General features: G+C 69.0%; 19 protein-coding genes, 1 tRNA gene and 1 pseudogene. 16 read left to right on the top strand and 5 right to left on the bottom strand.

From position 1 onward, the window contains the following. The first annotated feature begins 21 nt into the window (after window positions 1–21). From gltB to BTZ20_RS14365, 5 genes are all read left to right on the top strand, one after another. Complete coding sequence (gene gltB, locus BTZ20_RS14385; protein ID WP_077041839.1) at window positions 22–4,605, top strand: glutamate synthase large subunit; 4,584 nt, start codon at window positions 22–24, stop codon at window positions 4,603–4,605. Continuing rightward, window positions 4,598–6,103, top strand: a complete 1,506-nt coding sequence (locus tag BTZ20_RS14380) for a glutamate synthase subunit beta (protein WP_077041838.1) — start codon at window positions 4,598–4,600, stop codon at window positions 6,101–6,103. The genes gltB and BTZ20_RS14380 overlap by 8 nt, the downstream gene beginning before the upstream one ends. 95 nt (window positions 6,104–6,198) lie before the next feature. Next, a complete protein-coding gene (pyk, locus tag BTZ20_RS14375) occupies window positions 6,199–7,617 on the top strand; it encodes a pyruvate kinase (RefSeq protein ID WP_077041837.1) in 1,419 nt (472 codons plus the stop codon). Window positions 7,618–7,621: 4 nt separating this feature from the next. Next, window positions 7,622–8,518 (top strand): acyl-CoA thioesterase, encoded by an 897-nt coding sequence (locus BTZ20_RS14370; protein WP_077041836.1) that lies wholly within the window; start codon window positions 7,622–7,624, stop codon window positions 8,516–8,518. A gap of 168 nt (window positions 8,519–8,686) precedes the next feature. Continuing rightward, entirely contained in the window at window positions 8,687–10,546 is a 1,860-nt protein-coding gene (locus BTZ20_RS14365) for an ABC transporter ATP-binding protein/permease (RefSeq protein ID WP_077041835.1), read from the top strand. A gap of 9 nt (window positions 10,547–10,555) precedes the next feature. Here the strand turns inward: BTZ20_RS14365 and BTZ20_RS26750 are convergent, their stop codons facing one another. Beyond that, complete coding sequence (locus tag BTZ20_RS26750; protein ID WP_145982298.1) at window positions 10,556–10,747, bottom strand: hypothetical protein; 192 nt, start codon at window positions 10,745–10,747, stop codon at window positions 10,556–10,558. Window positions 10,748–11,103: 356 nt separating this feature from the next. Between BTZ20_RS26750 and BTZ20_RS14360 the strand changes: the two genes are divergently transcribed. Then, window positions 11,104–12,036 carry an alpha/beta hydrolase-fold protein gene (locus tag BTZ20_RS14360; protein ID WP_077043716.1) on the top strand — a complete coding sequence of 311 codons (933 nt, stop codon included), beginning with the start codon at window positions 11,104–11,106 and terminating at the stop codon, window positions 12,034–12,036. Between the two features lie 15 nt (window positions 12,037–12,051). Here the strand turns inward: BTZ20_RS14360 and BTZ20_RS14355 are convergent, their stop codons facing one another. After that, entirely contained in the window at window positions 12,052–12,600 is a 549-nt protein-coding gene (locus BTZ20_RS14355; protein WP_317616038.1) for an SRPBCC family protein, read from the bottom strand. 28 nt (window positions 12,601–12,628) lie between these two features. Between BTZ20_RS14355 and BTZ20_RS14350 the strand changes: the two genes are divergently transcribed. The 4 genes from BTZ20_RS14350 (at window position 12,629) to BTZ20_RS28115 (ending at window position 18,100) form a co-directional block, all read left to right on the top strand. Beyond that, entirely contained in the window at window positions 12,629–13,720 is a 1,092-nt protein-coding gene (locus tag BTZ20_RS14350) for a phosphatidylinositol-specific phospholipase C domain-containing protein (RefSeq protein ID WP_077041833.1), read from the top strand. A 76-nt stretch (window positions 13,721–13,796) separates the two neighbouring features. Continuing rightward, complete coding sequence (locus tag BTZ20_RS14345) at window positions 13,797–16,640, top strand: ATP-binding protein (RefSeq protein ID WP_077041832.1); 2,844 nt, start codon at window positions 13,797–13,799, stop codon at window positions 16,638–16,640. A gap of 63 nt (window positions 16,641–16,703) precedes the next feature. Then, the gene (locus tag BTZ20_RS14340) at window positions 16,704–17,960 is read left to right on the top strand and encodes an FAD-binding oxidoreductase (protein WP_223263341.1); all 1,257 of its coding nucleotides are present in this window, start codon (window positions 16,704–16,706) and stop codon (window positions 17,958–17,960) included. Continuing rightward, entirely contained in the window at window positions 17,939–18,100 is a 162-nt protein-coding gene (locus BTZ20_RS28115) for a BBE domain-containing protein (protein WP_223263340.1), read from the top strand. Before BTZ20_RS14340 ends, BTZ20_RS28115 begins: the two co-directional genes overlap by 22 nt. A 67-nt stretch (window positions 18,101–18,167) precedes the next feature. Here the strand turns inward: BTZ20_RS28115 and BTZ20_RS14335 are convergent, their stop codons facing one another. The 3 genes from BTZ20_RS14335 to BTZ20_RS14325 all read right to left on the bottom strand — a co-directional run bounded on the left by BTZ20_RS14335 (window position 18,168) and on the right by BTZ20_RS14325 (window position 19,273). After that, window positions 18,168–18,407 carry a hypothetical protein gene (locus tag BTZ20_RS14335; RefSeq protein ID WP_077041831.1) on the bottom strand — a complete coding sequence of 80 codons (240 nt, stop codon included), beginning with the start codon at window positions 18,405–18,407 and terminating at the stop codon, window positions 18,168–18,170. Window positions 18,408–18,506: 99 nt separating this feature from the next. Beyond that, the gene (locus tag BTZ20_RS14330) at window positions 18,507–18,794 is read right to left on the bottom strand and encodes a hypothetical protein (protein ID WP_077041830.1); all 288 of its coding nucleotides are present in this window, start codon (window positions 18,792–18,794) and stop codon (window positions 18,507–18,509) included. Between the two features lie 402 nt (window positions 18,795–19,196). Then, window positions 19,197–19,273: transfer RNA gene (locus BTZ20_RS14325), tRNA-Leu, on the bottom strand. Between the two features lie 106 nt (window positions 19,274–19,379). Between BTZ20_RS14325 and BTZ20_RS14320 the strand changes: the two genes are divergently transcribed. The 6 genes and pseudogenes from BTZ20_RS14320 to BTZ20_RS14295 all read left to right on the top strand — a co-directional run bounded on the left by BTZ20_RS14320 (window position 19,380) and on the right by BTZ20_RS14295 (window position 25,622). Further along, window positions 19,380–19,991, top strand: a complete 612-nt coding sequence (locus BTZ20_RS14320) for an ANTAR domain-containing response regulator (protein WP_077041829.1) — start codon at window positions 19,380–19,382, stop codon at window positions 19,989–19,991. A 318-nt stretch (window positions 19,992–20,309) separates the two neighbouring features. Then, window positions 20,310–21,509, top strand: coding sequence for a branched-chain amino acid ABC transporter substrate-binding protein (locus tag BTZ20_RS14315; RefSeq protein ID WP_223263339.1), 1,200 nt, complete (start codon window positions 20,310–20,312; stop codon window positions 21,507–21,509). A 95-nt stretch (window positions 21,510–21,604) separates the two neighbouring features. Continuing rightward, window positions 21,605–22,642, top strand: a complete 1,038-nt coding sequence (locus tag BTZ20_RS14310) for a branched-chain amino acid ABC transporter permease (RefSeq protein ID WP_077041827.1) — start codon at window positions 21,605–21,607, stop codon at window positions 22,640–22,642. A gap of 119 nt (window positions 22,643–22,761) precedes the next feature. Next, window positions 22,762–23,897: pseudogene (locus BTZ20_RS14305) on the top strand (branched-chain amino acid ABC transporter permease). Next, a complete protein-coding gene (locus tag BTZ20_RS14300; protein ID WP_077041826.1) occupies window positions 23,894–24,856 on the top strand; it encodes an ABC transporter ATP-binding protein in 963 nt (320 codons plus the stop codon). Before BTZ20_RS14305 ends, BTZ20_RS14300 begins: the two are co-directional and overlap by 4 nt. Further along, on the top strand, window positions 24,843–25,622 hold the full coding sequence (locus BTZ20_RS14295; protein ID WP_083742680.1) for an ABC transporter ATP-binding protein: 780 nt from the start codon (window positions 24,843–24,845) through the stop codon (window positions 25,620–25,622). Before BTZ20_RS14300 ends, BTZ20_RS14295 begins: the two co-directional genes overlap by 14 nt. Window positions 25,623–25,654: the final 32 nt, after the last annotated feature.

Below are 25,654 nucleotides of genomic sequence, written 5' to 3'. Positions count from 1 at the left end.
CGGCCGATGTGGAGGTGCCCGTTGCTGTTCTCTCGCTCGCCCGCGCCGCAGGGTCTGTACGACCCCGCCCAGGAGGCCGATTCCTGCGGTGTCGCGATGGTGGCCGACATCCTCGGCAGGCGCTCGCACTCGATCGTCGCGGACGGGCTCCTCGCCCTGGCGAACCTCGAACACCGCGGGGCCGCCGGCGCCGAGCCGAACAGCGGTGACGGCGCGGGCATCCTGCTGCAGCTGCCGACCGCCCTGCTGGCCGAGGTGGCCGGGTTCGAGCTGCCCGAGCCGAACGCCGACGGCGCGAACACCTATGCCGCCGGGATCTGTTTCCTCCCGCAGGATCCGGATCGACGCGCCGCGGCCATCGAGCGGATCGGTGCGATCGCCCGGGACGAGGGACTCGAGGTGCTCGGCTGGCGCGAGGTGCCGGTCGACCCCGACGGCGCCGACATCGGCCGCTCCGCGCACGACTGCATGCCGCACATGAGCCAGCTGTTCGTCGCGGCACCGGCGGGTCCGGGCGGCCGGCCAGCGGACCTGGACCTGGACCGCCTGGTCTACGGGCTGCGCAAGCGTGCCGAGCAGGTGAGCCCGCAGGTCGAGGCGGATGGCACGGGGGTGTACTTCCCGTCGTTGTCGAGCCGGACGATCGTCTACAAGGGGATGCTGACCACCGCGCAGCTGCCCGCATTCTTCCCCGACCTGCGCGACGACCGCTGCCACAGCGCGATCGCGATCGTGCACAGCAGGTTCTCCACCAACACCTTCCCGTCCTGGCCCCTCGCGCATCCGTTCCGATTCGTCGCGCACAACGGCGAGATCAACACCGTGCGCGGGAACAGGAACCGGATGCACGCCAGGGAGGCGCTGCTCGCCAGCGCGCTGATCCCCGGCGATCTCACACGGCTCTTCCCGATCTGCACGCCCGAGGCCTCGGACTCCGCGTCCTTCGACGAGGTGCTCGAGCTGCTGCATCTCGGCGGCCGCAGCGTGGCGCACGCGGTGATGATGATGGTCCCGGAGGCGTGGGAGAACGACGCCCAGATGAACGCCGAGCGGCGCGACTTCTACCGCTTTCACGCCTCGTTGATGGAGCCGTGGGACGGTCCCGCCTGCGTGACCTTCACCGACGGCACCGAGGTCGGGGCGGTGCTCGACCGCAACGGCCTGCGTCCCGGCCGGTGGTGGCAGACGGCGGACGGGCGGGTGATCCTCGCCAGCGAGAGCGGCGTGCTCGACGTGCCGCCGTCCGAGGTGGTGGCCAAGGGCAGGCTCGAACCCGGCCAGATGTTCCTCGTCGACACCGCGGCCGGCCGGATCGTGCCGGACGCCGACGTGAAGCTGCGGCTGGCCTTGGAGCGTCCGTACTCGGAGTGGCTACACAGCGGGCTGCTCGAGCTCAGGGAGCTGCCCGAACGCGCGCACATGCAGCATCCGCACGAGTCGGTGGTGCTGCGGCAGGTGGTCTTCGGATACACCGAGGAGGACCTCCGGATCCTGCTCGCCCCCATGGCCTCCGCGCCCGGTGAGCCGCTGGGCTCGATGGGCACCGACACCCCGGTGGCGGTCATGTCGCAGCGCTCGCGGTTGCTCTACGACTACTTCATCGAACTGTTCGCACAGGTGACCAACCCGCCGCTGGACGCGATCCGGGAGGAGGTCGTCACGTCCCTCTCGCGGGTGATGGGACCGGAGCAGAACCTGCTCGAACCGACCGCCGCCTCGTGCAGACAGATCGTGCTGCCCTGGCCGGTGCTCGACAACGACGAGCTCGGCAAGATCATCCACATCAACGACGACGGCGACAACCAGGGCCTGGCCGCCACGGTGCTGCGCGCGCTCTACGACGTCGAGCGCGGCGGCACGGGCATGGCCGAGGCGATCGAGGAGTTGCGGTCGGCGGCGAGCGAGGCGATCGCGGCGGGGTACCGGACGCTGATCATCTCCGACCGCGATTCGGACCATGCCCGCGCACCGATCCCGTCGCTGCTCGCGGTCTCCGCCGTGCACCACCACCTGGTGCGGACGAAGGAGCGCACCAAGGTGGCGCTGGTCGTCGAGACCGGCGATGCGCGCGAGGTGCACCACCTGGCATTGCTGATCGGTTTCGGCGCAGCCGCGGTCAACCCGTACCTGGCCATGGAGTCCATCGAGGACCTGGTCAGCGAGGGCGAGCTGGTCGGCGTTGAGCCGCAGATCGCGGTCCGCAACTACCTGACCGGGCTGGGCAAGGGCGTGCTGAAGGTGATGTCCAAGATGGGCATCTCGACCGTCGGGTCGTACACGGCGGCACAGGTTTTCGAGGCCATCGGACTCGACCGTGAACTGGTGGACGAGTACTTCACCGGCACCGTCAGCAAGCTCGGTGGGGTCGGTCTCGACGTGCTCGCCGAGGAGGTCCGGATCCGGCAGCGGATCGCGTACCCGGACAACCCGACCGACCGCGCGCACCGCCGCCTGGAGGTGGGCGGCGAATACCAGTTCCGCCGCGAGGGCGAGCTGCACCTGTTCACCCCGGAGACGGTGTTCCTGCTCCAGCACGCGACCCGGTCGGGCCAGCACGAGGTGTTCGCCAGGTACAGCGAGGAGGTCAATCGGCTGGCCGCGGCGGGAGGCGCGCTGCGCGGGCTGTTCCGGTTCCGTGAGGGGCTGCGCGAGCCCGTCCCCCTCGACGAGGTGGAGTCGGTGGAGTCCATCGTCACGCGCTTCAACACCGGCGCGATGAGCTACGGCTCGATCTCGGCCGAGGCGCACGAGACGATGGCGATCGCGATGAACAACCTGGGCGGGCGGTCGAATTCGGGGGAAGGCGGCGAGGACACCGACCGGCTCTACGATCCGCGGAGGCGCAGCGCGGTCAAGCAGGTCGCCAGCGGTCGGTTCGGCGTCACCAGCGACTACCTGGTGAACGGCACCGACATCCAGATCAAGATGGCGCAGGGCGCGAAGCCGGGGGAGGGCGGTCAGTTGCCCGCCTACAAGGTGTACCCGTGGGTGGCCAAGACCAGGCACTCGACGCCGGGCGTCGGACTGATCTCCCCGCCGCCGCACCACGACATCTACTCGATCGAGGATCTGGCCCAGCTGATCCACGACCTGAAGAACGCGAACGAGCAGGCCCGCGTGAACGTGAAGCTGGTCAGCTCGGTCGGCGTCGGCACGGTCGCGGCCGGGGTGTCGAAGGCACACGCCGACGTGGTGCTCATCTCCGGACACGACGGCGGCACCGGGGCGTCCCCGCTGACCTCCCTCAAACATGCGGGCGCGCCATGGGAGATCGGTCTGGCCGACGCGCAGCAGACGTTGGTGCTCAACGGCCTTCGGGACCGGATCACCGTCCAGTGCGACGGTGGCATGCGCACCGCCCGCGACGTCATGGTGGCGGCACTGCTCGGCGCGGAGGAGTTCGGATTCTCCACGGCACCGTTGATCGTGGCCGGCTGCATCATGATGCGGGTCTGCCACCTCGACACCTGTCCGGTCGGGGTAGCCACCCAGAACCCGGAACTGCGCAAGCGGTACAACGGCAAGCCGGAGTTCGTCGAGGAGTTCTTCCGGTTCATCGCCCAGGACGTCCGGGAGTACCTGGCGCAGCTCGGGTTCCGCAGTGTCGACGAGGCGGTCGGCCGAGCCGACGTGCTCGAGACCGCGGAGGGCATCGCGCACTGGAAGAGCCGTGGGCTCGACCTGTCGGCGATCTTCGAGATCCCGACCGACCGCGATGGCACGCCGATGACCCAGCGCCGCAGGCAGCGCGATCAGGACCATGGACTGGAGCTGGCGCTGGACCGCACCCTGATCCAGCTCGCCGAGGGCGCACTGGAGGACGCGCACCCCGTGCGGCTGGAGCTGCCGGTGCGCAACGTCAACCGCACGGTCGGCACCCTGCTGGGGTCGGAGGTGACGCGCCGCTACGGCGCGGAGGGTTTGCCGGACGACACCATCCGGGTGGAGCTGACCGGCTCGGCGGGCCAGTCGCTTGGCGCCTTCCTGCCGCCCGGGGTGACGATCGACATGATCGGCGACGCGAATGACTATGTCGGCAAGGGGCTCTCGGGTGGCCGGATCGTGGTGCGGCCGTCCCCGGACGCGACGTTCGTGGCGCAGAGCCAGGTGATCGCGGGCAACACGATCCTCTACGGCGCCACGTCCGGTGAGGTCTACCTGCGCGGTCTGGTGGGTGAGCGGTTCTCGGTGCGCAATTCCGGCGCCACCGCGGTCGTCGAGGGGGTCGGGGACCACGCCTGCGAGTACATGACCGGCGGGCGCGTCGTGGTGCTCGGGCGCACCGGGCGCAACCTCGCGGCGGGCATGTCGGGCGGCATCGCGTACGTGCTGGACCTGGATCCGGAGATGGTGAACCGGGCCATGGTCACGCTGCAGCCGCTCGATGCCGACGATCTCGCGTGGCTGTCCGAGGCGGTCGCGCAGCACCGGCACTGGACCGGGTCGCCGCTGGCGGCCTCGGTGCTGGCGGACTGGCCGCGCCGAAGCGCGTTGTTCACCAAGGTGCTGCCGGTCGACTACCAGCGGGTGCTCGACGCGACCCGACTCGCTCGCGCCGAGGGCCGGGACGTGGACACTGCGATCATGGAGGCGGCTCGTGGCTGATCCCCAGGGCTTCATGAAGGTGGTCAAGAAGGACGCGCCCAAGCGCCCGGTCACCGAGCGCATCGGTGACTGGGACGAGGTCTATGCGGAGCAGCCCGCCGCGGAGCGGGCCAGGGAGGTGGCCGAGCAGGCGACCCGGTGCATGGACTGCGGGGTTCCGTTCTGCCACTCCGGTTCCGCTGGCTGCCCGCTGGGCAACCTCATACCCGACTGGAACGACCTGGTGCGCCGTGACCGGTGGGGCGCGGCCAGCGAACGGCTTCACGCCACCAACAACTTCCCGGAGTTCACGGGCCGGGTCTGTCCGGCGCCCTGCGAGGCGGCGTGCGTGCTGTCGATAGCCGAGAACGACACCGGCGGCTCTGTGACGATCAAGCGGATCGAACAGGCCATCGCGGACGCGGCGTGGGAGGGCGGCATCGTCGTGCCCCAGCACCCGGTGATCAGCACGGGCAAGAAGGTCGCCGTGGTCGGCTCGGGACCCGGTGGTCTGGCCGCGGCGCAGCAGCTCACCCGGGCGGGGCACGACGTGACGGTGTTCGAGCGAGACGACCGCCTCGGCGGACTGCTGCGGTACGGCATCCCCGCGTTCAAGATGGACAAGTCGATCCTGGAGCGGCGCCTGTCCCAGATGCGATCGGAGGGAACCCATTTCGTCACCGACTGCGAGGTGGGCGTCGACATGACCGTCGAGCAGCTGCGCGCCCGGTTCGACGCCGTGGTGCTGGCCGTCGGTGCGCTGCGGGCGCGGGACAACACGACCGTGGAGGGTCGCGAGCTCAAGGGCATCCACCTGGCGATGGACCACCTGGTGCCGTCGAACCGGGAATGCGAGGGCGACGGGGCGAGCCCGATCACCGCGAAGGGCAAGCATGTGGTGATCATCGGGGGAGGCGACACCGGGGCCGACTGCCTCGGGACCGCGCACCGTCAGGGCGCGGCGTCGGTGACCCAGCTGGACTACAACCCGGAGTTGCCCACCGAACGCGACGACGAGCGTTCCCCGTGGCCGTCCTGGCCGATGGTGCTGCGCACCTCGCCCGCGCACGCCGAGGGCGGCGTCCGGCGCTACGAGGTGGCGGTGCAGCGCTTCCTCGGTGACGAGCAGGGCAACGTGCGGTCGATGGTGCTGGCGGAAGTGAAGGTCAGCCGGGACGCGGAGGGACGTAGGCACGTCCGGCCCGTCGGCGAGGAGGTCGAACTGCCTTGTGAGATGGCGCTCTTCGCGATCGGATTCGAGGGTGTCGAGTACAGCCGGATGCTCGACGATCTCGGGCTGTCGCTGACCCGGCGCGGCGTGCTGTCCTGCGGTCCGGACTGGCAGACCACGGCGCCGGGCGTCTTCGTGTGCGGCGACGCGCACCGCGGGGCCTCGTTGGTGGTGTGGGCGATCGCCGAGGGTCGGTCGGCGGCGCGCGGCGTCGACGTGTACCTCTCGGGTCACTCGGACCTGCCGTCGCCCGTACACCCGACGGCGCTGCCGCTCGCCGTCGTGTGAATCGCAGGCAAACGCAAAGGGTCTAATTGTTTGTATGTATGCACAATTCACCGCCTGCGATGGAGATGAGTGAGGGCACCGACTAGGCTCGACGCGTGACCCGACGGACGAAAATTGTGTGCACGCTCGGCCCCGCAACCGCGACCGGGGATCGCATTCGTGAGCTCGTCGAGAGCGGCATGGACGTGGCCCGGTTGAACTTCAGTCACGGCGAACACGCCGACCACGAGGAGAACTATCGCCGGGTCCGCGAGGCCTCGGACGTGACCGGCAAGGCCGTCGGCATCCTCGCCGACCTCCAGGGCCCGAAGATCCGGCTCGGCCGCTTCGCCACCGGCAGCACGGTGTGGGAGAACGGCGAGGAGGTGCGGATCACCGTCGAGGACTGCGACGGCACCCACGACCGCGTCTCCACCACCTACCGGGAGCTGGCCAAGGACGCCAAGCCCGGCGACCGGCTGCTCGTCGACGACGGCAAGGTCGGACTGACGGTCACCGCCGTCGACGGCAACGACGTCGTCTGCGAGGTGACCGAGGGCGGTCCGGTCAGCAACAACAAGGGCGTCTCGCTGCCCGGCATGGATGTCTCGGTGCCTGCCATGTCCGAGAAGGACATCGAGGACCTCGAGTTCGCACTGCGCCTCGGCGTGGACTTCATCGCACTGTCCTTCGTGCGGTCGCCCGCGGACATCGAGCTCGTGCACGCGGTCATGGACCGCCTCGACCGCCGGGTCCCGGTGATCGCGAAGCTGGAGAAGCCCGAGGCCATCGAGAACCTCGAGGCCGTGGTGCTGGCCTTCGACGCGGTGATGGTGGCCCGCGGCGACCTCGGCGTGGAGCTGCCCCTCGAGCAGGTGCCGCTGGTGCAGAAGCGCGCCATCCAGATCGCGCGGGAGAACGCCAAGCCCGTGATCGTCGCGACGCAGATGCTCGAGTCGATGATCGAGAACTCCCGGCCCACCCGCGCCGAGGCCTCGGACGTCGCGAACGCCGTCCTCGACGGCGCAGACGCGGTGATGCTGTCCGGCGAGACCTCGGTCGGCAAGTTCCCGATGGAGACCGTGCAGACGATGGCCCGGATCGTGGAGGCGGTCGAGGCCGAGTCCACCCGGGTGCCCCCGCTGACCCATGTCCCGAGGACCAAGCGCGGCGTGATCTCCTACGCGGCACGCGACATCGGCGAGCGCCTGGACGCCAAGGCGCTGGTCGCGTTCACCCAGTCCGGCGACACGGTCCGCAGGCTGGCCCGACTGCACACGCACCTGCCGCTGCTCGCGTTCACCCCGTTGCCGGAGGTGCGTAGCCAGCTGACCCTGACCTGGGGCACCGAGACCTTCCTGGTGTCGCCGGTCTCGACGACGGACCAGATGATCGGGCAGGTCGACACCGCGCTACTGTCCCTCGGCCGGTACAACAAGGGCGACCTCGTCGTGATCGTGGCCGGTTCGCCCCCGGGCACCGTAGGCTCGACCAACCTGATTCACGTGCACCGCATCGGAGAAGAGGACCACTAGGTGACTGACCTGGGGCACAGCCCCGTCCCGTTCGGGCGGGGATCTCGACATCCTTCTCGGCGTGCTCGATCTCGAGCAGCGGGGCGAGGACGTGTTCCTCGGGCAGCACCCGCCCCAGGCCCAGCTCGGCAGCCGGACGTTCGGTGGCCAGCTGGTGTCCCAGGCGATCATCGCGGCCGGGCGCACGGTGTCCGGTGACCGGCCGGTGCATGCCATCAACGCCCATTTCATCCGGGGCGGCGATGTGAAGCGGCCCATCGAGTACCGGGTGCAGCGCCACCGCGATGGCAGGGCCTTCGCGAACCGCCAGGTCGTCGCCTACCAGGACGACCAGGAGCTGTTCGTGATGCTCGTGGCGTTCCAGGACTGGGGCAAGGGTCTCGAGCACGCGGTGGAGGTCCCGGACGTGCCGTACCCGGACACCCTGCCGCCGCTGGGCGACCACTTCGTCGGGTACGAGGACCGGCTGCAGATGTTCGTCAACGCCCTCAAGCCGATCGACATGCGCTACGCGAACGACCCGAGCTGGATCCTCAAGGGCACCGGGGAGAAGCTCAACCACAACCGGGTCTGGATGAAGGCGGACGGCGAGCTGCCCGACGACCCGCTGCTCCACGTCGCGACGATGGGCTACTCCTCGGACACCACCGTGCTCGACTCGATCATCACCACCCACGGGCTGTCCTGGGGCCTGGACCGGATCGTCGCGGCCACCGTGAACCATTCGATCTGGTTCCACCGGCCGTTCCGGTTCGACGAGTGGGTGCTGTACGCGACCGAGTCGCCGGTGGCGGCCGGCTCGCGAGGGTTGGCGACCGGGCGGTTCTTTTCGCTCGAGGGGCAGTTGCTCGCGACCGTCGTGCAGGAGGGCCTGATCCGGCACTTCCCGAGCCGGAAGTAGTCGGTCTGCCCTTCGTCACTGCGGGCGAAAGTCGTTGACGGCGTGCAGCAACGGCACGGCGGAGCCGTTGGTCGCGCTGCGCGGGTGTCATCGGGGTTAGACTTCGCCATCTCTACGGCGCGGGCGTGCTGGTCGCTCGCGGCCGTGACCGCGTGAATGGGGTGGCGTATGTCGGATGACGGCGGGCTCGACTGGGACCACGAGGTCGTCACCAGCCTGATGTGGACATTCCGGGCATTTGCCATCGCGGCGGTGTGTTTCGTCCTGATCGCCTACATACTTTTCCGGACCACCCGGTGGGGCAGGCAGTTCTGGCGGATCAGCGGCGGCTACTTCAAGGGCCGCGAGAGCGCGCCGGTGTACGCACTGCTGGCCGTGGTGCTGTTCATGACGGTCTTCGCGGTCCGCATGACTGTGCTGTTCTCGTACCAGGGCAACGAGATGTACACCGCGCTGCAGATGGCCGCGCAGTCCTACGCCCAGGGCGATGTCGGGGCGTTGGATGCGGCGAAGGCGGCGTTCTGGCGGAGCCTGTGGATCTTCGTGGTGCTGGCCACTATCCACGTGGCCCGTTCGCTGCTGATCTTCTACATCGGCCAGGCCTTCGATATCCGCTGGCGGGTGTGGCTGACCGAGCACGTCACCACCGACTGGCTGTACGGGCGCGCGTTCTATCGCGACCGGTTCGTCGACGAGACAATCGACAACCCCGATCAGCGGATCCAGGCCGACATCACCGATTTCGTGACAGTCTCGCGCTCGCTGTCCATGGGTGCGGTCGGCGCGGTCGTCTCGCTGGTGTCGTTCACGACCATCCTCTGGGACCTGTCCGGGCCGCTGACGGTGTTCGGCACCGAGATTCCCCGCGCCATGGTCTTTCTCGCGTTCGGGTACGTGCTGCTCTCGACCATCGTGGCGTTCTGGATCGGCAGGCCGTTGATCCAGCTGAACTTCTGGAACGAGCGGCTCACCGCGAACTTCCGCTACGCGCTGGTCCGGGTCCGCGACAGCGCCGAGAACGTCGCCTTCTACCGGGGCGAGGGCGTCGAGCGGCACGGGCTGCTCTTCCGCTTCGCTGCCGTCATCCGCAACTACTGGCGAATCGTCTTCCGTACCTTGAAGTTCAACGGCTGGAACCTGGTGGTCAACCAGATCGCCGAGGTGTTCGCGCTCATCATCCAGGCGCCGCGGTTCTTCAACGGGACGATCACCCTCGGCGACATGACGCAGTCCGCGACGGCCTTCGGCCAGGTGCACGACTCGCTCTCGTTCTTCCGCGAGTCCTATGACGTCTTCGCCGGGTACCGGGCCAGCCTGATCCGTCTCAACGGTCTGATGGACGCCAACTCGGATTCGCGCGAACTGCCCGCGATCGCGGTCTCGGAGCTCGAGGGCGCGCTCCGGGTCGAAGGCGTGCAGGTGCGCAGGCCGGACGGGTTCTCGCTGATCGCGGACCTTGACCTGTCGATGGCGCCGGGCGACACCCTCGTCGTCAAGGGGCGGTCGGGTAGTGGCAAGACCACCCTGCTGCGCAGCCTCGCCGAGATGTGGCCCTTCACCGAGGGACAGGTCAGGAGGCCCGCTGGAAGCAAGACGCTGTTCCTGTCCCAGATGCCGTACCTGCCGCTAGGGGACCTGCGGACCGCAGCCGCCTATCCGGGCACGCCGGACGAACTCGACGACGAGTCGATCCGGGAGGCCCTGCGGAAGGTGCAACTCGCGAACCTGGTCGATCGGCTCGACGAGGAGGCCGACTGGGCGAAGATCCTCTCGCCGGGAGAGCAGCAGCGGATCGCGTTCGCCCGCATCCTGTTGATCCGGCCGGAGCTGGTGTTCCTCGACGAGGCCACCTCCGCCGTCGACGAGGGGCTCGAGTACTCGCTGTACAGCCTGATCCGGACCGAGGCGCCGGACTGCATGCTCGTGAGCGTCAGCCACCGCAGCACGGTCGATCAGCATCACGCCCAGCAGCTGCAGCTCGCGGGCGACGGGCCATGGGACCTGTCCCCGGTGCCGGTGCCCGTCTAGGACTGGCGGTCAGACGGGGCGCCAGCCGTCCGGCATGTGCTCGTCGGCGAACGCCAGCTTGATCCGGATCAGTTCCGATCGGTTGGGCTTGCCGGACTTCATCAGCAGCCCCTCTTGCTGGGCCTGTGCGTCGTACTCCTCGATCCGCATCGCGTCCATCTTCACCCCGACCAGGGGTCGGACCGGGCCTGGCCTAGGCATGACCTACCGCCCTCCGGCGTCCCCGAATCGACCACGTTCCCCGCATGATGCCGCCCCTCCCCAAGGATCTTCGTGGCCGTGCCACATTCGCCGGTCAATGTATCCAAATCGGACAAACCTATCGGTTGGTTTGATGGTAATTCTTGGGCCGGTCTCGCCGAGACGCCGGGGCGTTCCAGGGTCGCGGAGCGGTGTCGTTCCGGGCCACATGCAGGTAACGATTGCGCGGAGCAGGCGACTCGGGGGCGGTTGAGGGGAATAGCGTGGTGCCAATGTGACTCATGTCACGACGGAGGTCGATGGCGATGCGCGGTTCTACGAGGGGTGTCCGGGACGGAGCACGGACCGCGGTGCTGATGCTGATCGCGGCGCTGGTGCTACCGCTCGGACTGGCGCTCGGCGCCGCCGCGCCCGCCTCGGCCAATCCGTACGACAGGTTCCACGAGGACTGGGTGTCCGCGCCGGGCGGCGTCGGGCACATCAAGGTCCGGATGTGGCTGGCGAACAACGGCAGCAACAAGGCCGTCTACCTGCTCGACGGGATCCGGGCGACCAACGATGTGAGCGGCTGGGAACACGAGACCAATGCCGCCTGGCTGTCGGATCACGGCGTCAACGTGATCGAACCGGTCGGCGGCGAGTCCAGCTTCTACGCGGACTGGTACGCCCCGAACAACTTCACCAACCAGCCGTACAAGTACATGTGGGAGTCGTTTCTCACCCAGAACCTGCCCGATCACCTCGCGGCCAGATATGGCATCAGCCGCACCAGCAACGCGGTCGTCGGGTTGTCGATGGGCGGCAACGCGGCCCTGATCCTGGCGGCGCACCACCGCAACCAGTTCACCTTCGCAGGCGCCATGTCCGGCTACCTCAACCTGTCGGCGCCGGGGATGCGGGAGGCCATCCGCATCGCGATGCTCGACGCGGGCCTGTACAACTCGGACTGCATGTGGGGACCGCCCTGGGACCCGGCCTGGTTGCGGCACGACCCGTTCGTGCAGGCCGAGGGGCTGCGCGGGCTACCGATGTGGATCGCGGCCGGCAGCGGGCTGCCGGGCCAGCACAACCGGCCGGTGTACCCGATCGACTACGTCAACACCGCGACGGGAATGGGACTCGAGGCGCTGTCGCTGGCCCAGACCAGGGCATTCCAGGTGCGGTTGATGACGATGGGCATCGATTCCGCCCACTTCGACTTCCCGGCGACGGGAACCCACGCGTGGCCGTACTGGCAGGACCAGCTGTGGGCGATGCTGCCGATGCTCAAGGCCTCGATCGGGGCCTGACCCGGTCAGGCCGGGTCAGGCCGCCTCGGCGGCGGCCGCGATGTCGCGCAGATCCTGCGTCATCATCTTCGCGGTGGCCTTCGCGCCGAGCCCGCCGAAGACCTTCATCAGCAGCCTCGCGAGGACGGTGGATTTGCCGGGATCTGCGGTGAAGGTCATCGAGAGGTCGGTGCCGTCGCCGCTCGGGGCGAGTGTGAAGGACGACGTGTAGTCCGCGCCGCGGGAGTTGGCCTTCACGACCGTCCGGCGCTCGGGCTCCACCTCGGCGACCCACATCTCCTCGGTTGCTTCCTTGCCCAGCATCTTGCGGGTCTCACGCCAGCGGGTGCCGACGGCGTAGCCCTCGCCCTCGACCCGCTCCGTGCTGATCACTCCGGTGAGCGTCGTCGCGGCCGCGTCGAGGTCGGTGAGCACCGCCCAGACCTTCGCAGGCGTCGCCGCCACGTGCCGGGTGAGCTGAATCTCGGTGTTCGACAAGGTCGGTGCCCTTCGCTCGGGAGGTATCCAGCTCGGCTCGAACGGAACCGGGCGGCGCTCGGTGCCCGTACGCTGCCGGGTGTTCACACTCCGTTCATCGTAAAGGCAGCACCAAGTGAATCCTTCTCGACAGGCAGGCATCGCCGCCCTTGCCGCCACGGCTGTGGTCCTGCTGGTCTGCGCCGCGCCCGCCCATGCGGGCCCGGTGGCCGCATCGCCGTACTCGGCGACCACAGCGCCGTACTCGGCGACCACAGCGGTCGGCGTGCACAACGCCTACGAACAGCAGACCTACGAGCACCTCGCGGACGCGTTGGACTCGGGAGCGGGCCTGATCGAACTCGACGTCTGGACCAACAGCTTCGACGTGGTTGCCAAGGGCGGCGGCAAGAGTGCATGGCGGGTCTCGCACGAGAATCCGCTGGCGAACGTCAACAACTGCGCGAACGCGAGCGCGCCGGAGCAGTTGCGGGGCCTGTCCCGGGATCAGGATCTCGCCGGGTGCCTCGCCGATCTCCTGGTCTGGCACGACGCGAACCCCGGTCATCGGCCGGTGATGATCAAGATCGAGATGAAAGACGGGTTCAACGCCCCCGGTGGGCTCGGCCCGCGCGAGTTCGACGCCCTCCTCGACGAGCGGCTCGGCTCCGCGCTGTTCCGACCGTCCGATCTGACCGGCGGCGCGCCCGTCACCCTCGACGAGGCCGTGCGCGCCGACGGCTGGCCCGGGCGGGGCGAGCTGGCGGGCAAGTTCATCGTCGAGCTGATCCCGGGGACCGTGGAGGAGAAGAACCCGGCCGATCCGCTGTGGACGGACGTCGAATATGCCACCCATCTCCGGGATCTGGCCGCGGCGGGCGCGCTGGACGAGGCCGTCGCCTTCCCAGCCGTGCATCGCGCGGAGGCGGGCGACCCCCGCCAGGCCCGGTACCCGGACGCCACGATCCGGCCGTGGTTCGTGATCTTCGACGGAGACGCCGCCGCGTTCATCAACGGAGGCATCGACACCGCGTGGTATCGCGATCGCGGCTACCTGCTGGTGATGACCGACGCGCACCAGGTCGCCCCCGCGATCGACGGCACAAGTCCGTCGGAGGAAGCGGCGCGGGCCCGCGTCGACGAACTCGCGGCAGGCAACGCGAGCGTGGTGACCGCGGACTGGCACCCGCTCCCCGGGGTGCTCTCGAGGGTCGTGCCGAGGGGCTGAGACGGCACGGGCGGGTAGGCGAGTCCGGTAGCCTCTGGCGCTCAAGGGGATCGGCGGCGCTGGGAGGGGGCGGGCCATGCCGGACGGCCTGGAACTACGGGTGCTCGGGCCCGTCGCGGCGCTCCGCGACGGACGCCCGATCGACCTCGGTGGTGCCCGTCAGCGCGCGCTGCTCGCGGCGCTCGTCCTCGCCTATCCGCACTCCGTCTCCGCCGACCGACTCCTGGCCCAGGTGTGGCACGACCTTGATCAGCCCAAGCTCAGTTCGTTGCATGTCGCGATCTCCAAACTGCGCGACCTGCTCAGTCCGGACAGGGCAAGGCGCGAGGACGGGGTGCTGGTGCGCGACGGGAGCCGGTACCTGCTGTCCGCCGAGCGCGGAAGCGTCGACGTCGCGCGGTTCGCGGAGTTGGTCCGGCTCGGCGCCGAGGTCGCGGACACCTCTGCGGACGGGGCAGCGGCCGCCTACCTGGAGGCACTGTCGCTGTGGCGGGGCTCGCCGTATGCCGACATCGCCGGTTCCGAGTTCACGACGCCCGAGATCGCCCGGCTGACCGCGATGCACCTCGAGACCCGCAGGTCGTTGCTCGAGGTGGGCCTGCGGCGGGAGCGATTCGCGGAGGTGGCCGCGGAGGCGGAGGCCCTGTGCGCCGAACATCCCCTGGACGAGCGGATCTGGGAGATCCTGGTTCTCGCGCTGTACCGCGGCGGTCGACAGTCCGAGGCGCTGGCCGCGCTGCGCCGGATCAGGGCGATCCTGGACGATGAACTCGGCATCGACCCAGGAGTGGGTCTGCGACAGCTCGAGGCGGCCGTGTTGGCGCAGGACGCCGCGTTGCACGGTCAGGTGGCGGCGCCGCCGTCAGCCGAACCCGATACGCCGCGGGCGCCGAACCTGCCTTCTCTACGGAGCCTGTTGGTGGGCAGGGCGGCCGACATCGAATCGGTGGCCACGGCGCTGCGCGAACACCCCCTGGTCACCCTCGTCGGACCGGGTGGGGTGGGCAAGACCAGACTCGCGATCGAGGTCGCGCGGCGCAGACGTGACTCGGACGGCCCGTGGATGGTGGATCTCGGCACGCTCACCGACGGCGCGCTGATCGTGCCCGCAGTGTCATCGGCGCTCGGACTGCCAGGGGTCGGCGGCGTGGAGCACCTCGCCGGAGTGCTGGCCGGGCGAACGATGCTGATGATCCTCGACAACTGCGAGCACGTTGTCGCGGACGCCGCGGCACTGGCCGTCACGCTCGCCGACGTGTGCCCGGGGGTGCAGCTGCTCGCCACCAGCCGCGAACCCCTCGAGGTGGACGGCGAAGCGCTGCACGAGGTCCCGCCGCTCGCGCCGGACGAAGCGCGTGATCTGTTCGCGGCGCGCGCCGGCGGCGTGGTGCCAGGGTGGGCCCTCGACGAGGCCAATGCCGCGACGGTGCGCACGATCTGCGCCGAACTCGACGGCATCCCGCTCGGCATCGAACTCGCGACAGCACAGCTGCGGGTGCTCTCCGAGCAGCAGATCGCCGACGGGTTGGAGGATCGCTTCACCCTCCTGCGCGGTGGGTCTCGCAGCGCCCCACCCCGACAGCGCAGGCTCGCCGACACCATCGACTGGAGCTACCGGCTGCTCGACGACGAGCAGGCGGTGGTGCTGAGGCAGGTGGCGGTGTTCGCGGGCAGCTTCGACATCGATGGAGCCGCGGCCGTCACCGGGGCTCCGTCCGCGGTCGCCGCGGTGCAACCGCTGACCGCCCTGGTGCGCCGATCGCTGCTCACCGTCCTGCCGGGCACCTCGCCCCGGCGCTACCGAATGCTGCGGACCATCAAGCATTTCGCGTGGCAGCAGTCCGATCCGGAGGAGCGTCGGCGGACCGAGGCGAGGCACAGGACGCACGTGCTGGCCAGGGTCGCCGCCCGCCAGTCCGCGCTCTACGGCCCGAATTCGGCGGAGGTGATGCGCGAGCTCTCCACCGACCAGGCCGAGCACCGCGCGGCGCTGGTGTCCGCGCTCGCCGCGGGTGAGGCGCACTACGCCCTCGGGCTGGCCGGCGGCCTGTACTGGTTCTGGTATCGGATGGGCCGCATCGGGGAGGGGCTCGGATTCCTGCACGCGGCCCTCGGCGCGGTCGCGGCGGACCGCCTCGCCCCCGAACGGCGACAGTTCGCGCGCGCGATGGCAGGCGTCGCGTCGTTGACCTATCTCACAGGGAACAGGGCAGCCGCGTCCGACGCCGCGCGGGAGTCCGCCGCCGCGTGGGCTGCGGCCGGTGACCGTGCCGAGGCAGCCCGATTGAGCGCGTGGTGCGGCTACTTCCTGTCGATGGACGGCAGCCACGACGTGGGTCTCGAGCTCGTCCGCGACAGCGCCGCGACCGCGCGCGCACTCGGGTCCGGCTTCGCCGAGGCGGACGCCCGGATGGTGTTGGGGATGTTGTTGCGCAACCACGGCCGCCCGCTCGAGGCGCGCGAGGAGCTGGTGACGGCGATCGCCATCGCCGAACGCATCGGCAACAGGTGGTCGGTCGGCTCCTCGACGTGGGCCCTGATGAAGTCGGCGATGGACGCCGGTGACGTGGAGGCCGCGATGTCGGCGGCACGGGACATGCAGTCGGTGCTCGAGGAGGACGGTGACGTGACGTCCTGGCTGGTGTTGATGCACACTGCCGCCGCCGTCCTGGCAGGCGCCGGGCACCCCGTGGAGGCCGCCGTGCTCGCGGGGGCCGTGCACTCACTGGGCGGCCGGATCGGGTTCCTGCCCGAGGGGATGGACCCGATCGACGGCCCGCGGGAGGCGGCCGCGGTGCGCGATGCGCTCAGCGCACAGGACTATGCCCTGCACTCCGCACGCGGAGCGGACCTCGACCGGGCCCAGATCAACGCGCTGCTGTCCAGCCTGGTCGGGGAGAGCGCGCCAAGCAGGCCGTAAGAGCGCGGTAAGAGCGGTGGGCTGTCCTGTGGCGGACAGTTCCGATCGAGCGAAGGGATGCCCGTGTCCACCAGCATCGAAGAATCCTCACCCGTCCTGCCCTCACTGGTCGAGCGCCTCGGCGCCGCAACGGCCGGACCGGTGCACGCGCCGGGCGACGGCGGCTTCGACCTGTCCGTCGCGTCGTTCAACACCGCCACCGCGCACCGTCCCGCCGCGGTGCTGGTCGCCTCCAGCGCCGCGGACGTCGCGGCGGCCGTCGGGATCGCGGCCGCCGCCGGGTTGTCGGTCGCGGTCCAGGCCACCGGGCACGGCGCCGCGGCCACCGGGCCCGGGTCGATCCTGATCAACACCCGGCTCCTCGACTCGATCGTCATCGACCCGCACGCCAGGACGGCGACCGTGGGCGCAGGCGTGCGGTGGCAGCAGGTGCTCGACGCCGCGTCGCCACACGGGCTGGCCGCACTGTGTGGGTCCGCGACGGAGGTCGGGGTCGTCGGATACACCCTCGGCGGCGGGATCGGCCCGGTGGCCCGGACATACGGTTTCGCGGCCGACCACGTCGTCGAGATCGAGGTGGTGACCGCCGACGGCCAATTGCGCCGGGTCAGCGAGACCAGCGAACCGGACCTGTTCTGGGCCCTGCGTGGCGGCGGGGCGGCGTTCGGGATCGTCACGCAGATCACGTTCCGGCTCTTCCCGATTCAGACCGTGTACGCAGGCGGCATGTTCTTCGACTTCCTCGACGCGCCGCGGGTCCTGCACGGCTGGCGGGACTGGGTGCACCGGATTCCCGAGTCGGTGAGCTCCTCGGTCGCGGTGGTGAACTTCCCGCCGCTGCCTGTCCTGCCCGAGGCCCTGCGCGGCCGCACCGTGCTGCACCTGCGTTATGCGCACGTCAGCGAGACGGAGGACGGGGAGGAGCTGCTGGCGCCGTTGCGCGCCCTTGCCGAGCCGATCATCGACACGGTCACCGAGATCATGTACGCGGATGTGGGGTCGATCCACGCCGATCCCACCGACCCGATGCCGGGTGCCGAGCGGTCCAGGCTGTTGCGCAGGCTGCCCGCCGAGGCGATCGACGAGTTCCTCGCCACGGTCGGGCCAACCGGAGGCCTGCCGTTGGTGCTGGCGGAGATCCGGGCGATGGGTGGGGCGCTGGCCCGCGGCGCCGAGGTCCCGAACGCGGTGGCGGGCCGGGACGCGGCGTTCAGCCTGTTCGCGGTCGGCGTGCTCGTGCCACCCATCGCGGGCGTCGTCCCTGGCGCGCTGGACTCGGTGATGGCCGCGATGGAGCCGTGGGGACCGGCGGGGCGCTGATGAACTTCGCAGGCGCAGCCGAGGGTGCCCCCGCCGACCGGGTGCTGGCCGCCTGGGGTCCGCAGGAGCGCCGACGGTTGTCCGAGATCCGCGACAGGTTCGACCCGAACCGGGTGTTCGCCGCCGCCGCGCGCTGGTGACGGCCCGCTGGGATGGTTCGGTGCGTACGAGGGGTTCGCGCCGAACCGTCCCGGCGGGCGGGTGGCGTCACTGCGGAAGTCGGGCCTCAAGGGTGCGGGTCAGGATCTCGAGGGCCAGGTTCCAGCCCCGTGCCATGTCCTGCGTGAGAGCGACTCCGTGCGTCGCCAGTGCGGGTCCGGCGAGGTCGTTGACCTCGTCGGGTCCGACGCGGGTCTGTGCCAGCTCGACGATGTCGAGCAGCAGGCGGACGCGGTCGCCGTCGCTCATCGGGAGGCAGGCGCGGTCGGCAAGGCCGGCGTTCGTCATGGTGCAACCGTATCGGTGCGGATTCCCGGCTCACCGCCGCGGAGGGCTACCGCACCCGGCGGTGATGCGGGGTGGATGAGGGGCGCGTAGCGGGTGCCGTCAGGCGAGGCAGATCGGGAAGGCGACGTTCGGCCCGATGAGCGGGATGAGTCCCCATGGCGAGCAGGCGAGGACGGTGCCGAGGGCGCCTTGCCACGTCGTCTGCCCGGGCAGGAGCACCACAGGAGTGATCAGATCGGGCGCCACGGGTGTCGTTTCGGTGACGCCAGGGGGAGCGGTGGGAGGCTCTGACGCCGTGGCCCCGGCCGGCCCGGCCCCGAGTGCGAGTGCAAGTGCGGGGGCGATCAGGGCCGCAGCGGTCGCCGTGCGCAGTGTGATGGTGTTCATGACGTCCTCCTAGAGCAGCAGGCTCGGGCCTCGCGCTGGAGCACGGTTGCGGTCGCGGTCCGCTTATCGGGGTCCGAGTCCTCCACTTATCGTGCGCTTCCTGTTGGCCTATTGCGAGGGGTCAGTTGGTGCGTGCACGGGCGTGCGCATGTTGCCCGCGCGCAGCCATGGCTGCCCACACGAGATCGCGCTCCGCTGGATGCGCGGTGAATCCGGAGGTTCGAGCGAAGGCGCCTGGTGGACAGGCGATTTCGCATCGGATTCGGTGTTGTCATGTCGTCGAACGGGAGCGCGCAGGTGTCCGGTCGCAGGTATGGACACGAGTGCGACCTGGACAAGTCCCATGACGTGGGATGCGGGTCGACGTCGGGAGCTCGAAACGGGGTCCGGCCTGAATCTTCGTGGTGCCCTCGGTGAGACTCGAACTCACACTGCACGGGTTTTGAATCCGTTTCCTCTGCCAATTGGGATACGAGGGCTGGCGGTTGTCCACTGTAGAAGATCGTGTCGACGCGTCAAGCACCGGTACCCTTCTATGGTGCGGCGCCTGACTCGGGCGAGGCTGACGACCGAGGGGGATTGGTGATGACGAACGCTCCGGCCGCGCAGGGTGACGGCGCCGTCGCCCGCCGAGTGGTGGTCGCCGAGGACGAGACCCTCATCCGGATGGACCTGGTGGAGATGCTCCGCGAGGAGGGCTACAACGTGGTCGGCGAGGCGGGCGACGGCCAGCGCGCGGTCGAGCTGGCGGAGACGCTCAAGCCGGACCTGGTGATCATGGACGTGAAGATGCCGCTGCGCGACGGGATCGATGCGGCATCGGAGATCGCGTCCAAGCGCATTGCGCCGGTGGTGATCCTGACCGCCTTCAGTCAGCGCGAGCTCGTCGAGCGGGCCCGCGATGCCGGGGCCATGGCCTATCTGGTCAAGCCGTTCTCGAAGGCGGATCTGGTGCCTGCCGTGGAGTTGGCAGCGAGCCGGTTCGCCGAGATCTCCGCGCTCGAGCGGGAGGTCGCGACGCTGGCCGATCGGTTGGAGTCGCGCAAGCTCATCGAGCGGGCCAAGGGTGCGTTGATGCGGTCGCAGTCGCTGAGCGAGCCGGAGGCGTTCAACTGGATCCAGCGGGCGGCAATGGACGGGCGGACCTCCATGAAGGCCGTCGCCAAGATCGTGATCGAGACGCTCGACTCGAAATAGCTCGCGACACGCAATGTAACCATTGCGCTAACGAAGTGTTTCGCGGCGATGATTCCGCCTTTCGGCATCCGGTGACGAAATAACAGTGTCCCCACAAATATCGCCTGCACCTGCGGTTTCTTCGTTGCTGCGCCATTCTTGGTCGGTCGTATAGTTAGCCTGTCGCAATTAGGGCGGCGCGGCGAACTACTTCAATGTGATGCACGGGCATTGCCACACGGTTATGTTTTGTCCGGGCTGGCGGACGGCCCCTCCGGAATTGTCCGGGCGCACAGATTTCGGAGGTGGGACGTGCACCGTCGTACAGCGAGAGGCGCGTTGATCGTTGGAGTCGCAGCAGCGCTAGCCGTCGCGGGCTGTAGCAGCAAGACGACCGACGGCGGATCGTCGGAAACCAGCGGGACGGGGGAGTCGACCGCGCTCAGCATTCAGCCGGGTGTGCTGCTCGATTCGGCGGGCAACGAGGTCGCGAGCGCCGACGTCACAGACGCGGCCGATCCCGCAGGTAGCGGCAACGCCACCTGCTCGGGGGTCTCGCTTGCGATGGCGGGCGCGCTCACCGGAGCCAACGCCGCGCTCGGGCAGAACATCCTGTACGGGGCCAAGCTCGCCCTCGACAAGCACAACAAAGCCAACCCGAACTGCCAGGTCGAGATGGAGACCTTCGACACCGAGGGTGACCCGCAGAAGGCGACCCAGGTGGCGCCGAACATCGTGAGCAACGCGTCGATCGTCGGCCTGCTGGGACCGGCCTTCTCCGGTGAGACCAAGGCCACCGGCCCGATCTTCAACCAGAGCGGGCTGCCCTTCCTCACCGCGTCGGCCACCAACCCCACGCTGACCGAGAACGGCTGGACCACCTTCTTCCGTGGCCTCGGCAACGACAACAGCCAGGGTTCGGTCGTCGCCAAGTACCTCACCGGCACGCTCGACGCGAAGAAGGTGTGCGTCGTGCAGGACGATTCCGACTACGGCGTCGGCCTGGCCCGGGTGGTGACCGAGACCCTCGGCGCCGCAGCGGATCCCGCCTGTTCGGCCAGCGTCAAGACCGGTCAGAAGGACTTCTCGGCCACCGTGTCCCAGATCAAGGCAGAGTCGCCCGACGCGATCTGGTACTCGGGCTACTACGCCGAGGCGGCGCCGTTCGTGACCCAGCTCCGGGAGGGCGGTGTGACCGCGACGTTCAGCTCCGGCGACGGCACCAACGATCCCGAGTTCGTCAAGCAGGCAGGCGAATCCGCGAACGGCGCGGTCCTCACCTGCCCCTGTGTCCCTGCGCCTGCCGCGCTGGCGGAGCAGTACGAGGAGCTCAACGGCCAGGCGCCCGGCGTCTACTCGGTCGAGGGCTACGACCTGACCACGATCATGCTCAAGGCCATCGACTCCGGGGTGAAGGACCGCGCCGGGATGCTGGAGTACGTCAAGAACTACGACGGCCAGGGCGTCGGCAAGAAGTACCAGTGGAACGACAAGGGTGAGCTGTCCAACGCCCTGATCCAGATTTACAAGGTCAACTGACAGAACGGATCTCGCAGCCGGGTGCCTGCTCCAGCGCAGGCCCCGGCTGCGTCGTCGGGGCGCGGTAGCGCCTCCCGACCTTGAAAGTGACATCGATGATCGCGACTTCCCTCGCCGCCTCGGCAACCTTCTACGCGGGCAATATCGACTTCAACATCGAGGGGCTCACGACGAGCTTCTGGCAACTGACCATCGACGGACTGAGCTACGGCGCCATCTACGCACTGGTGGCGATCGGTTACACGCTGGTCTACGGCGTACTGCGGCTGATCAACTTCGCGCACTCCGAGGTCTTCATGCTCGGCATGTTCGGTCAGTACGTGGCGCTGGAGCTGCTCGGCTTCACGCCGAGCGGCAACGCGTACAACGAGGGCGTCGTCATGACGGTCGTGTTCCTCGGTCTCGCCATGCTGTTCGGAATGGCCGTCTCGGGCGGCGCGGCGGTTGGGCTCGAACGCGTCGCCTATCGGCCGCTGCGCAAGCGCGGGGCGAAACCACTGACCTTCCTCATCACCGCGATCGGAATGTCGTTCGTGCTGCAGGAATTCGTGCACTACGTGCTCCCCGAGATCTGGCCGGGGCTCGGCGGCACCAATGCGCAGCAGCCCATCAAACTGGTCCAGCCGGTCGAGGTGTTCAGCATCTTCGGCGCCTCGGTGAGCAACGTGACGATCGTGATCATCGTGGCCGCGCTGCTGCTCACCCTGGTCACCGACATGATCATCAACCGGACCAAGTTCGGCCGGGGGATCCGGGCCGTGGCCCAGGACCCCGACACCGCGACGCTGATGGGCATCTCGCGTGAGCGCGTGATCATGCTGACCTTCCTGCTCGGCGGCATCCTGGCGGGTGCGGCGGCGCTGCTGTACACCCTGAAGATCCCGTCCGGGATCATCTTCAACGGCGGCTTCATCCTCGGGATCAAGGCGTTTTCCGCGGCGGTGCTCGGCGGAATCGGCAATCTCCGAGGGGCATTGCTCGGCGGCCTGCTGCTCGGTGTCATGGAGAACTACGGCCAGGTGCTGTTCGGCACCGAGTGGCGCGACGTGGTCGCGTTCGTGCTGCTTGTCGTCGTGCTGATGTTCAGGCCCACCGGGATCCTCGGTGAGAGCCTGGGAAGGGCGCGGGTATGAGTACCGAGAATCCGGCTGCGGCGCAGCCAGACCCGACCGAGTTGCTCAAGGGGCCCCAACCCGACAAACACGGTGTCGGCGACGCGATCCGGAGCTGGTGGAACGGCCTGGCTCGGCCGATGCAGTGGCTTTTCGGGGTCCCGGTGATCGCCCTGATCGCGATCCTGCCGGTCTGGCGGCCGCCGATCCTGGACACGCCTGGCACCGACTTCGGCGGGGTGATGGCCCAGTTCGCGATGTACGCGCTCATCGCCATCGGCCTCAACGTGGTTGTCGGCCAGGCCGGCCTCCTCGACCTCGGCTATGTCGGCTTCTACGCCGTCGGCGCGTACACCGTCGCGCTGCTCACCAGCCCGAACAGCCCGTGGAACAAGATGACCGAGAGCGGATTCTTCTCGGAGGACTGGGCGTGGCTGTCCTGCCTGCCGATCGCGGTGGCCATCACCGCGTTCACCGGACTGATACTCGGCACCCCGACGCTGCGGCTGCGGGGGACTACCTGGCCATTGTCACGCTCGGCTTCGGCGAGATCGTCCGGCTGCTGGCCGACAACCTCACCGACGTCACCAACGGCGGTCAGGGGCTCTCCCAGATCGCGTACCCGCACCTCGGCGAGACCGAGGACAAGCCGTACGGGGTGTTCTCGGCGGGCAACACCGGCGGCAACCTGAACTCCGGTGTGTGGTGGTTCTGGGTCGGGATGGTGATGGTGATCATCGCGCTGCTGCTGGTCGGCAACCTCGAGCGCAGCCGGGTCGGCCGCGCCTGGGTCGCGATCCGAGAGGACGAGGACGCCGCCGAGATCATGGGCGTGCCGACCTTCAAGTTCAAGCTGTGGGCGTTCACGATCGGCGCCTCGATCGGCGGCCTCTCCGGCGCGCTCTACGCCGGGCAGGTGCAGTTCATCAACCCGACCGGGTTCAACGTCATCAACTCGATGCTCTTCCTGTGTGCGGTGGTCATCGGTGGTCAGGGCAACAAGCTCGGCGTCATCGTCGGCGCGTTCATCATCGTGTACCTGCCCAACCGGGCGATGTCGATCGAGATCGGCGGGCAGTCGCTCGGCGACTACAAGTACCTGTTCTTCGGCCTGGCGCTGGTGGTGCTGATGATCTTCCGCCCGCAGGGACTTTTCCCGGCGCGGCAGAAACTGCTGGCCTACGGCAGGCAGATCTACCAGGCTGTACGTAGACCCAGCGACGCGCAGGGCAGTGGTCCGGCGCCGAGCGCAGCGACGACGGAGGTCGGCGGATGACGGCGGGACCTGGCGCGGGCGACGCGATGTTCGACAACGAGGACATGGCCGCGAACCTCGCACCCGAGGTGGATGTGCCGACCGCGGGTGTGGTGGACGTCGCGGCCATCGACCCGGCGCTCGTCGACCCCGAGGCGGTCGCCGAGGCGGTGGCCCCGCAGCGGGAGATCGAGACCGCCGAGGGCCAGGCGCTGCTGAAAACGGAGGGCCTGACCGTGCGTTTCGGCGGGCTCGTCGCGCTCGACGACGTGTCCTTCGAGATCCGGCGCGGCGAGATCCTCGGCCTGATCGGGCCCAACGGCGCGGGCAAGACCACCTGTTTCAACGCCATCACCGGCGTATACAAGCCGTCGGCCGGACGGGTGATGTTCGACGGTGAGCCGTTGGCCAAGACGAAGCGCAACGAGATCACGAGGCTCGGCATCGCCCGAACCTTCCAGAACATCCGGCTCTTCGGCGAGATGACCGCGCTGGAGAACGTGGTGGTCGGCACCGATGCCCGGCACCGGACCTCGGTCCCAGGCGCGATCTTCCGGACCCGCCGTCACCGCCGCGAGGAACACGACGCCGTGGCACGCGGGATGGCGCTGCTGGAGTTCGTCGGCATCGCGCCCCGCGCGGTCGAGAAGGCGAAGAACCTCTCCTACGGCGACCAGCGGCGACTGGAGATCGCCCGGGCGCTGGCCACCGAGCCCAAACTGTTGTGCCTCGACGAGCCCGCCGCCGGGTTCAACCCGAGCGAGAAGTCCGCCTTGATGGACCTGATCCGCAAGATCAGGGACGACGGCTTCACGGTGCTGCTGATCGAGCACGACATGCGCCTGGTGATGGGCGTGACCGACCGCATCGTGGTGCTCGAGTTCGGCAAGAAGATCGCCGACGACCTGCCCGCCGCGATCCGCGAGAACCCTGCCGTGATCGCTGCCTACCTGGGGGTGCCCGACGATGCCATCGCATAGGAAGACCGACGAGGCCGGCCAGGCCGGTTCGGTCGCGACCGCCGACGGACCGCTGCTGGAGGTGGCCGACGTCGCGGTGAGCTACGGGCGCATCCAGGCCCTGCACGGGGTCTCGCTGCGCGTCGACCGCGGCGAACTGGTGACCCTGCTGGGGGCGAACGGGGCGGGCAAGTCCACCACCATGCGGGCGTTGTCCGGGCTGCTGCCGCTGACCCACGGCCGCATCGTGTTCGACGGCAGGGACATCACCCACGTGAAGGCGCACGAGCGGGTGAAGATGGGCATGGTGCAGGCGCCCGAGGGACGCGGCGTCTTTCCCGGGATGACCGTGCAGGAGAACCTCGACATGGGTTGCTATGCACGCAAATTCGAGACGAAGGCCGCGTATTCCGAGCGCCTGGAGTGGGTGTTCGAGCTGTTTCCCCGGCTCGAGGAGCGCCGCACCCAGGTCGGCGGGACCATGTCCGGCGGCGAGCAGCAGATGCTGGCCATCGGCCGCTCGCTCATGTCGCGGCCTCGCCTGCTGATGCTGGACGAGCCGTCGATGGGGTTGGCGCCCATGGTGATCCAGCAGATCTTCCGGATCATCGCGGAGATCAACGCGCAGGGCACCACGATCCTGCTCGTCGAGCAGAACGCGCAGCAGGCGCTCACCCGGACCGATCGGGCCTACATCCTGGAGACCGGCGAGGTGACCAAGACCGGGACCGGCAAGGAGCTGCTCGCCGATCCGGCGATCAAGCGCGCCTACCTCGGGGTGGGGTAGCGGTGGTCGGGGTGGTTCTCGGGTGTCGGTCC

Origin of the sequence: Rhodococcus sp. MTM3W5.2 (assembly GCF_001984015.1) — a bacterium.
Classification (GTDB): Bacteria; Actinomycetota; Actinomycetes; order Mycobacteriales; family Mycobacteriaceae; genus Rhodococcus_G; species Rhodococcus_G oryzae.
Note: the sequence above shows the minus strand (reverse complement) of the source record. Positions and strands in the feature narration are given on the sequence as shown.

Bases quoted from the DNA above. Each gene is read 5' to 3' on its own strand.
- BTZ20_RS26750 (WP_145982298.1), bottom strand. From the start codon at position 10,747: ATGCCTAGGCCAGGCCCGGTCCGACCCCTGGTCGGGGTGAAGATGGAC.
- BTZ20_RS14310 (WP_077041827.1), top strand. From the start codon at position 21,605: ATGATCGCGACTTCCCTCGCCGCCTCGGCAACCTTCTACGCGGGCAAT.
- BTZ20_RS14335 (WP_077041831.1), bottom strand. From the start codon at position 18,407: ATGACGAACGCCGGCCTTGCCGACCGCGCCTGCCTCCCGATGAGCGAC.
- BTZ20_RS14300 (WP_077041826.1), top strand. From the start codon at position 23,894: ATGACGGCGGGACCTGGCGCGGGCGACGCGATGTTCGACAACGAGGAC.
- BTZ20_RS14360 (WP_077043716.1), top strand. From the start codon at position 11,104: ATGCTGATCGCGGCGCTGGTGCTACCGCTCGGACTGGCGCTCGGCGCC.
- BTZ20_RS14345 (WP_077041832.1), top strand. From the start codon at position 13,797: ATGCCGGACGGCCTGGAACTACGGGTGCTCGGGCCCGTCGCGGCGCTC.
- BTZ20_RS14320 (WP_077041829.1), top strand. From the start codon at position 19,380: ATGACGAACGCTCCGGCCGCGCAGGGTGACGGCGCCGTCGCCCGCCGA.
- BTZ20_RS14295 (WP_083742680.1), top strand. From the start codon at position 24,843: ATGCCATCGCATAGGAAGACCGACGAGGCCGGCCAGGCCGGTTCGGTC.
- BTZ20_RS14330 (WP_077041830.1), bottom strand. From the start codon at position 18,794: ATGAACACCATCACACTGCGCACGGCGACCGCTGCGGCCCTGATCGCC.
- BTZ20_RS14365 (WP_077041835.1), top strand. From the start codon at position 8,687: ATGTCGGATGACGGCGGGCTCGACTGGGACCACGAGGTCGTCACCAGC.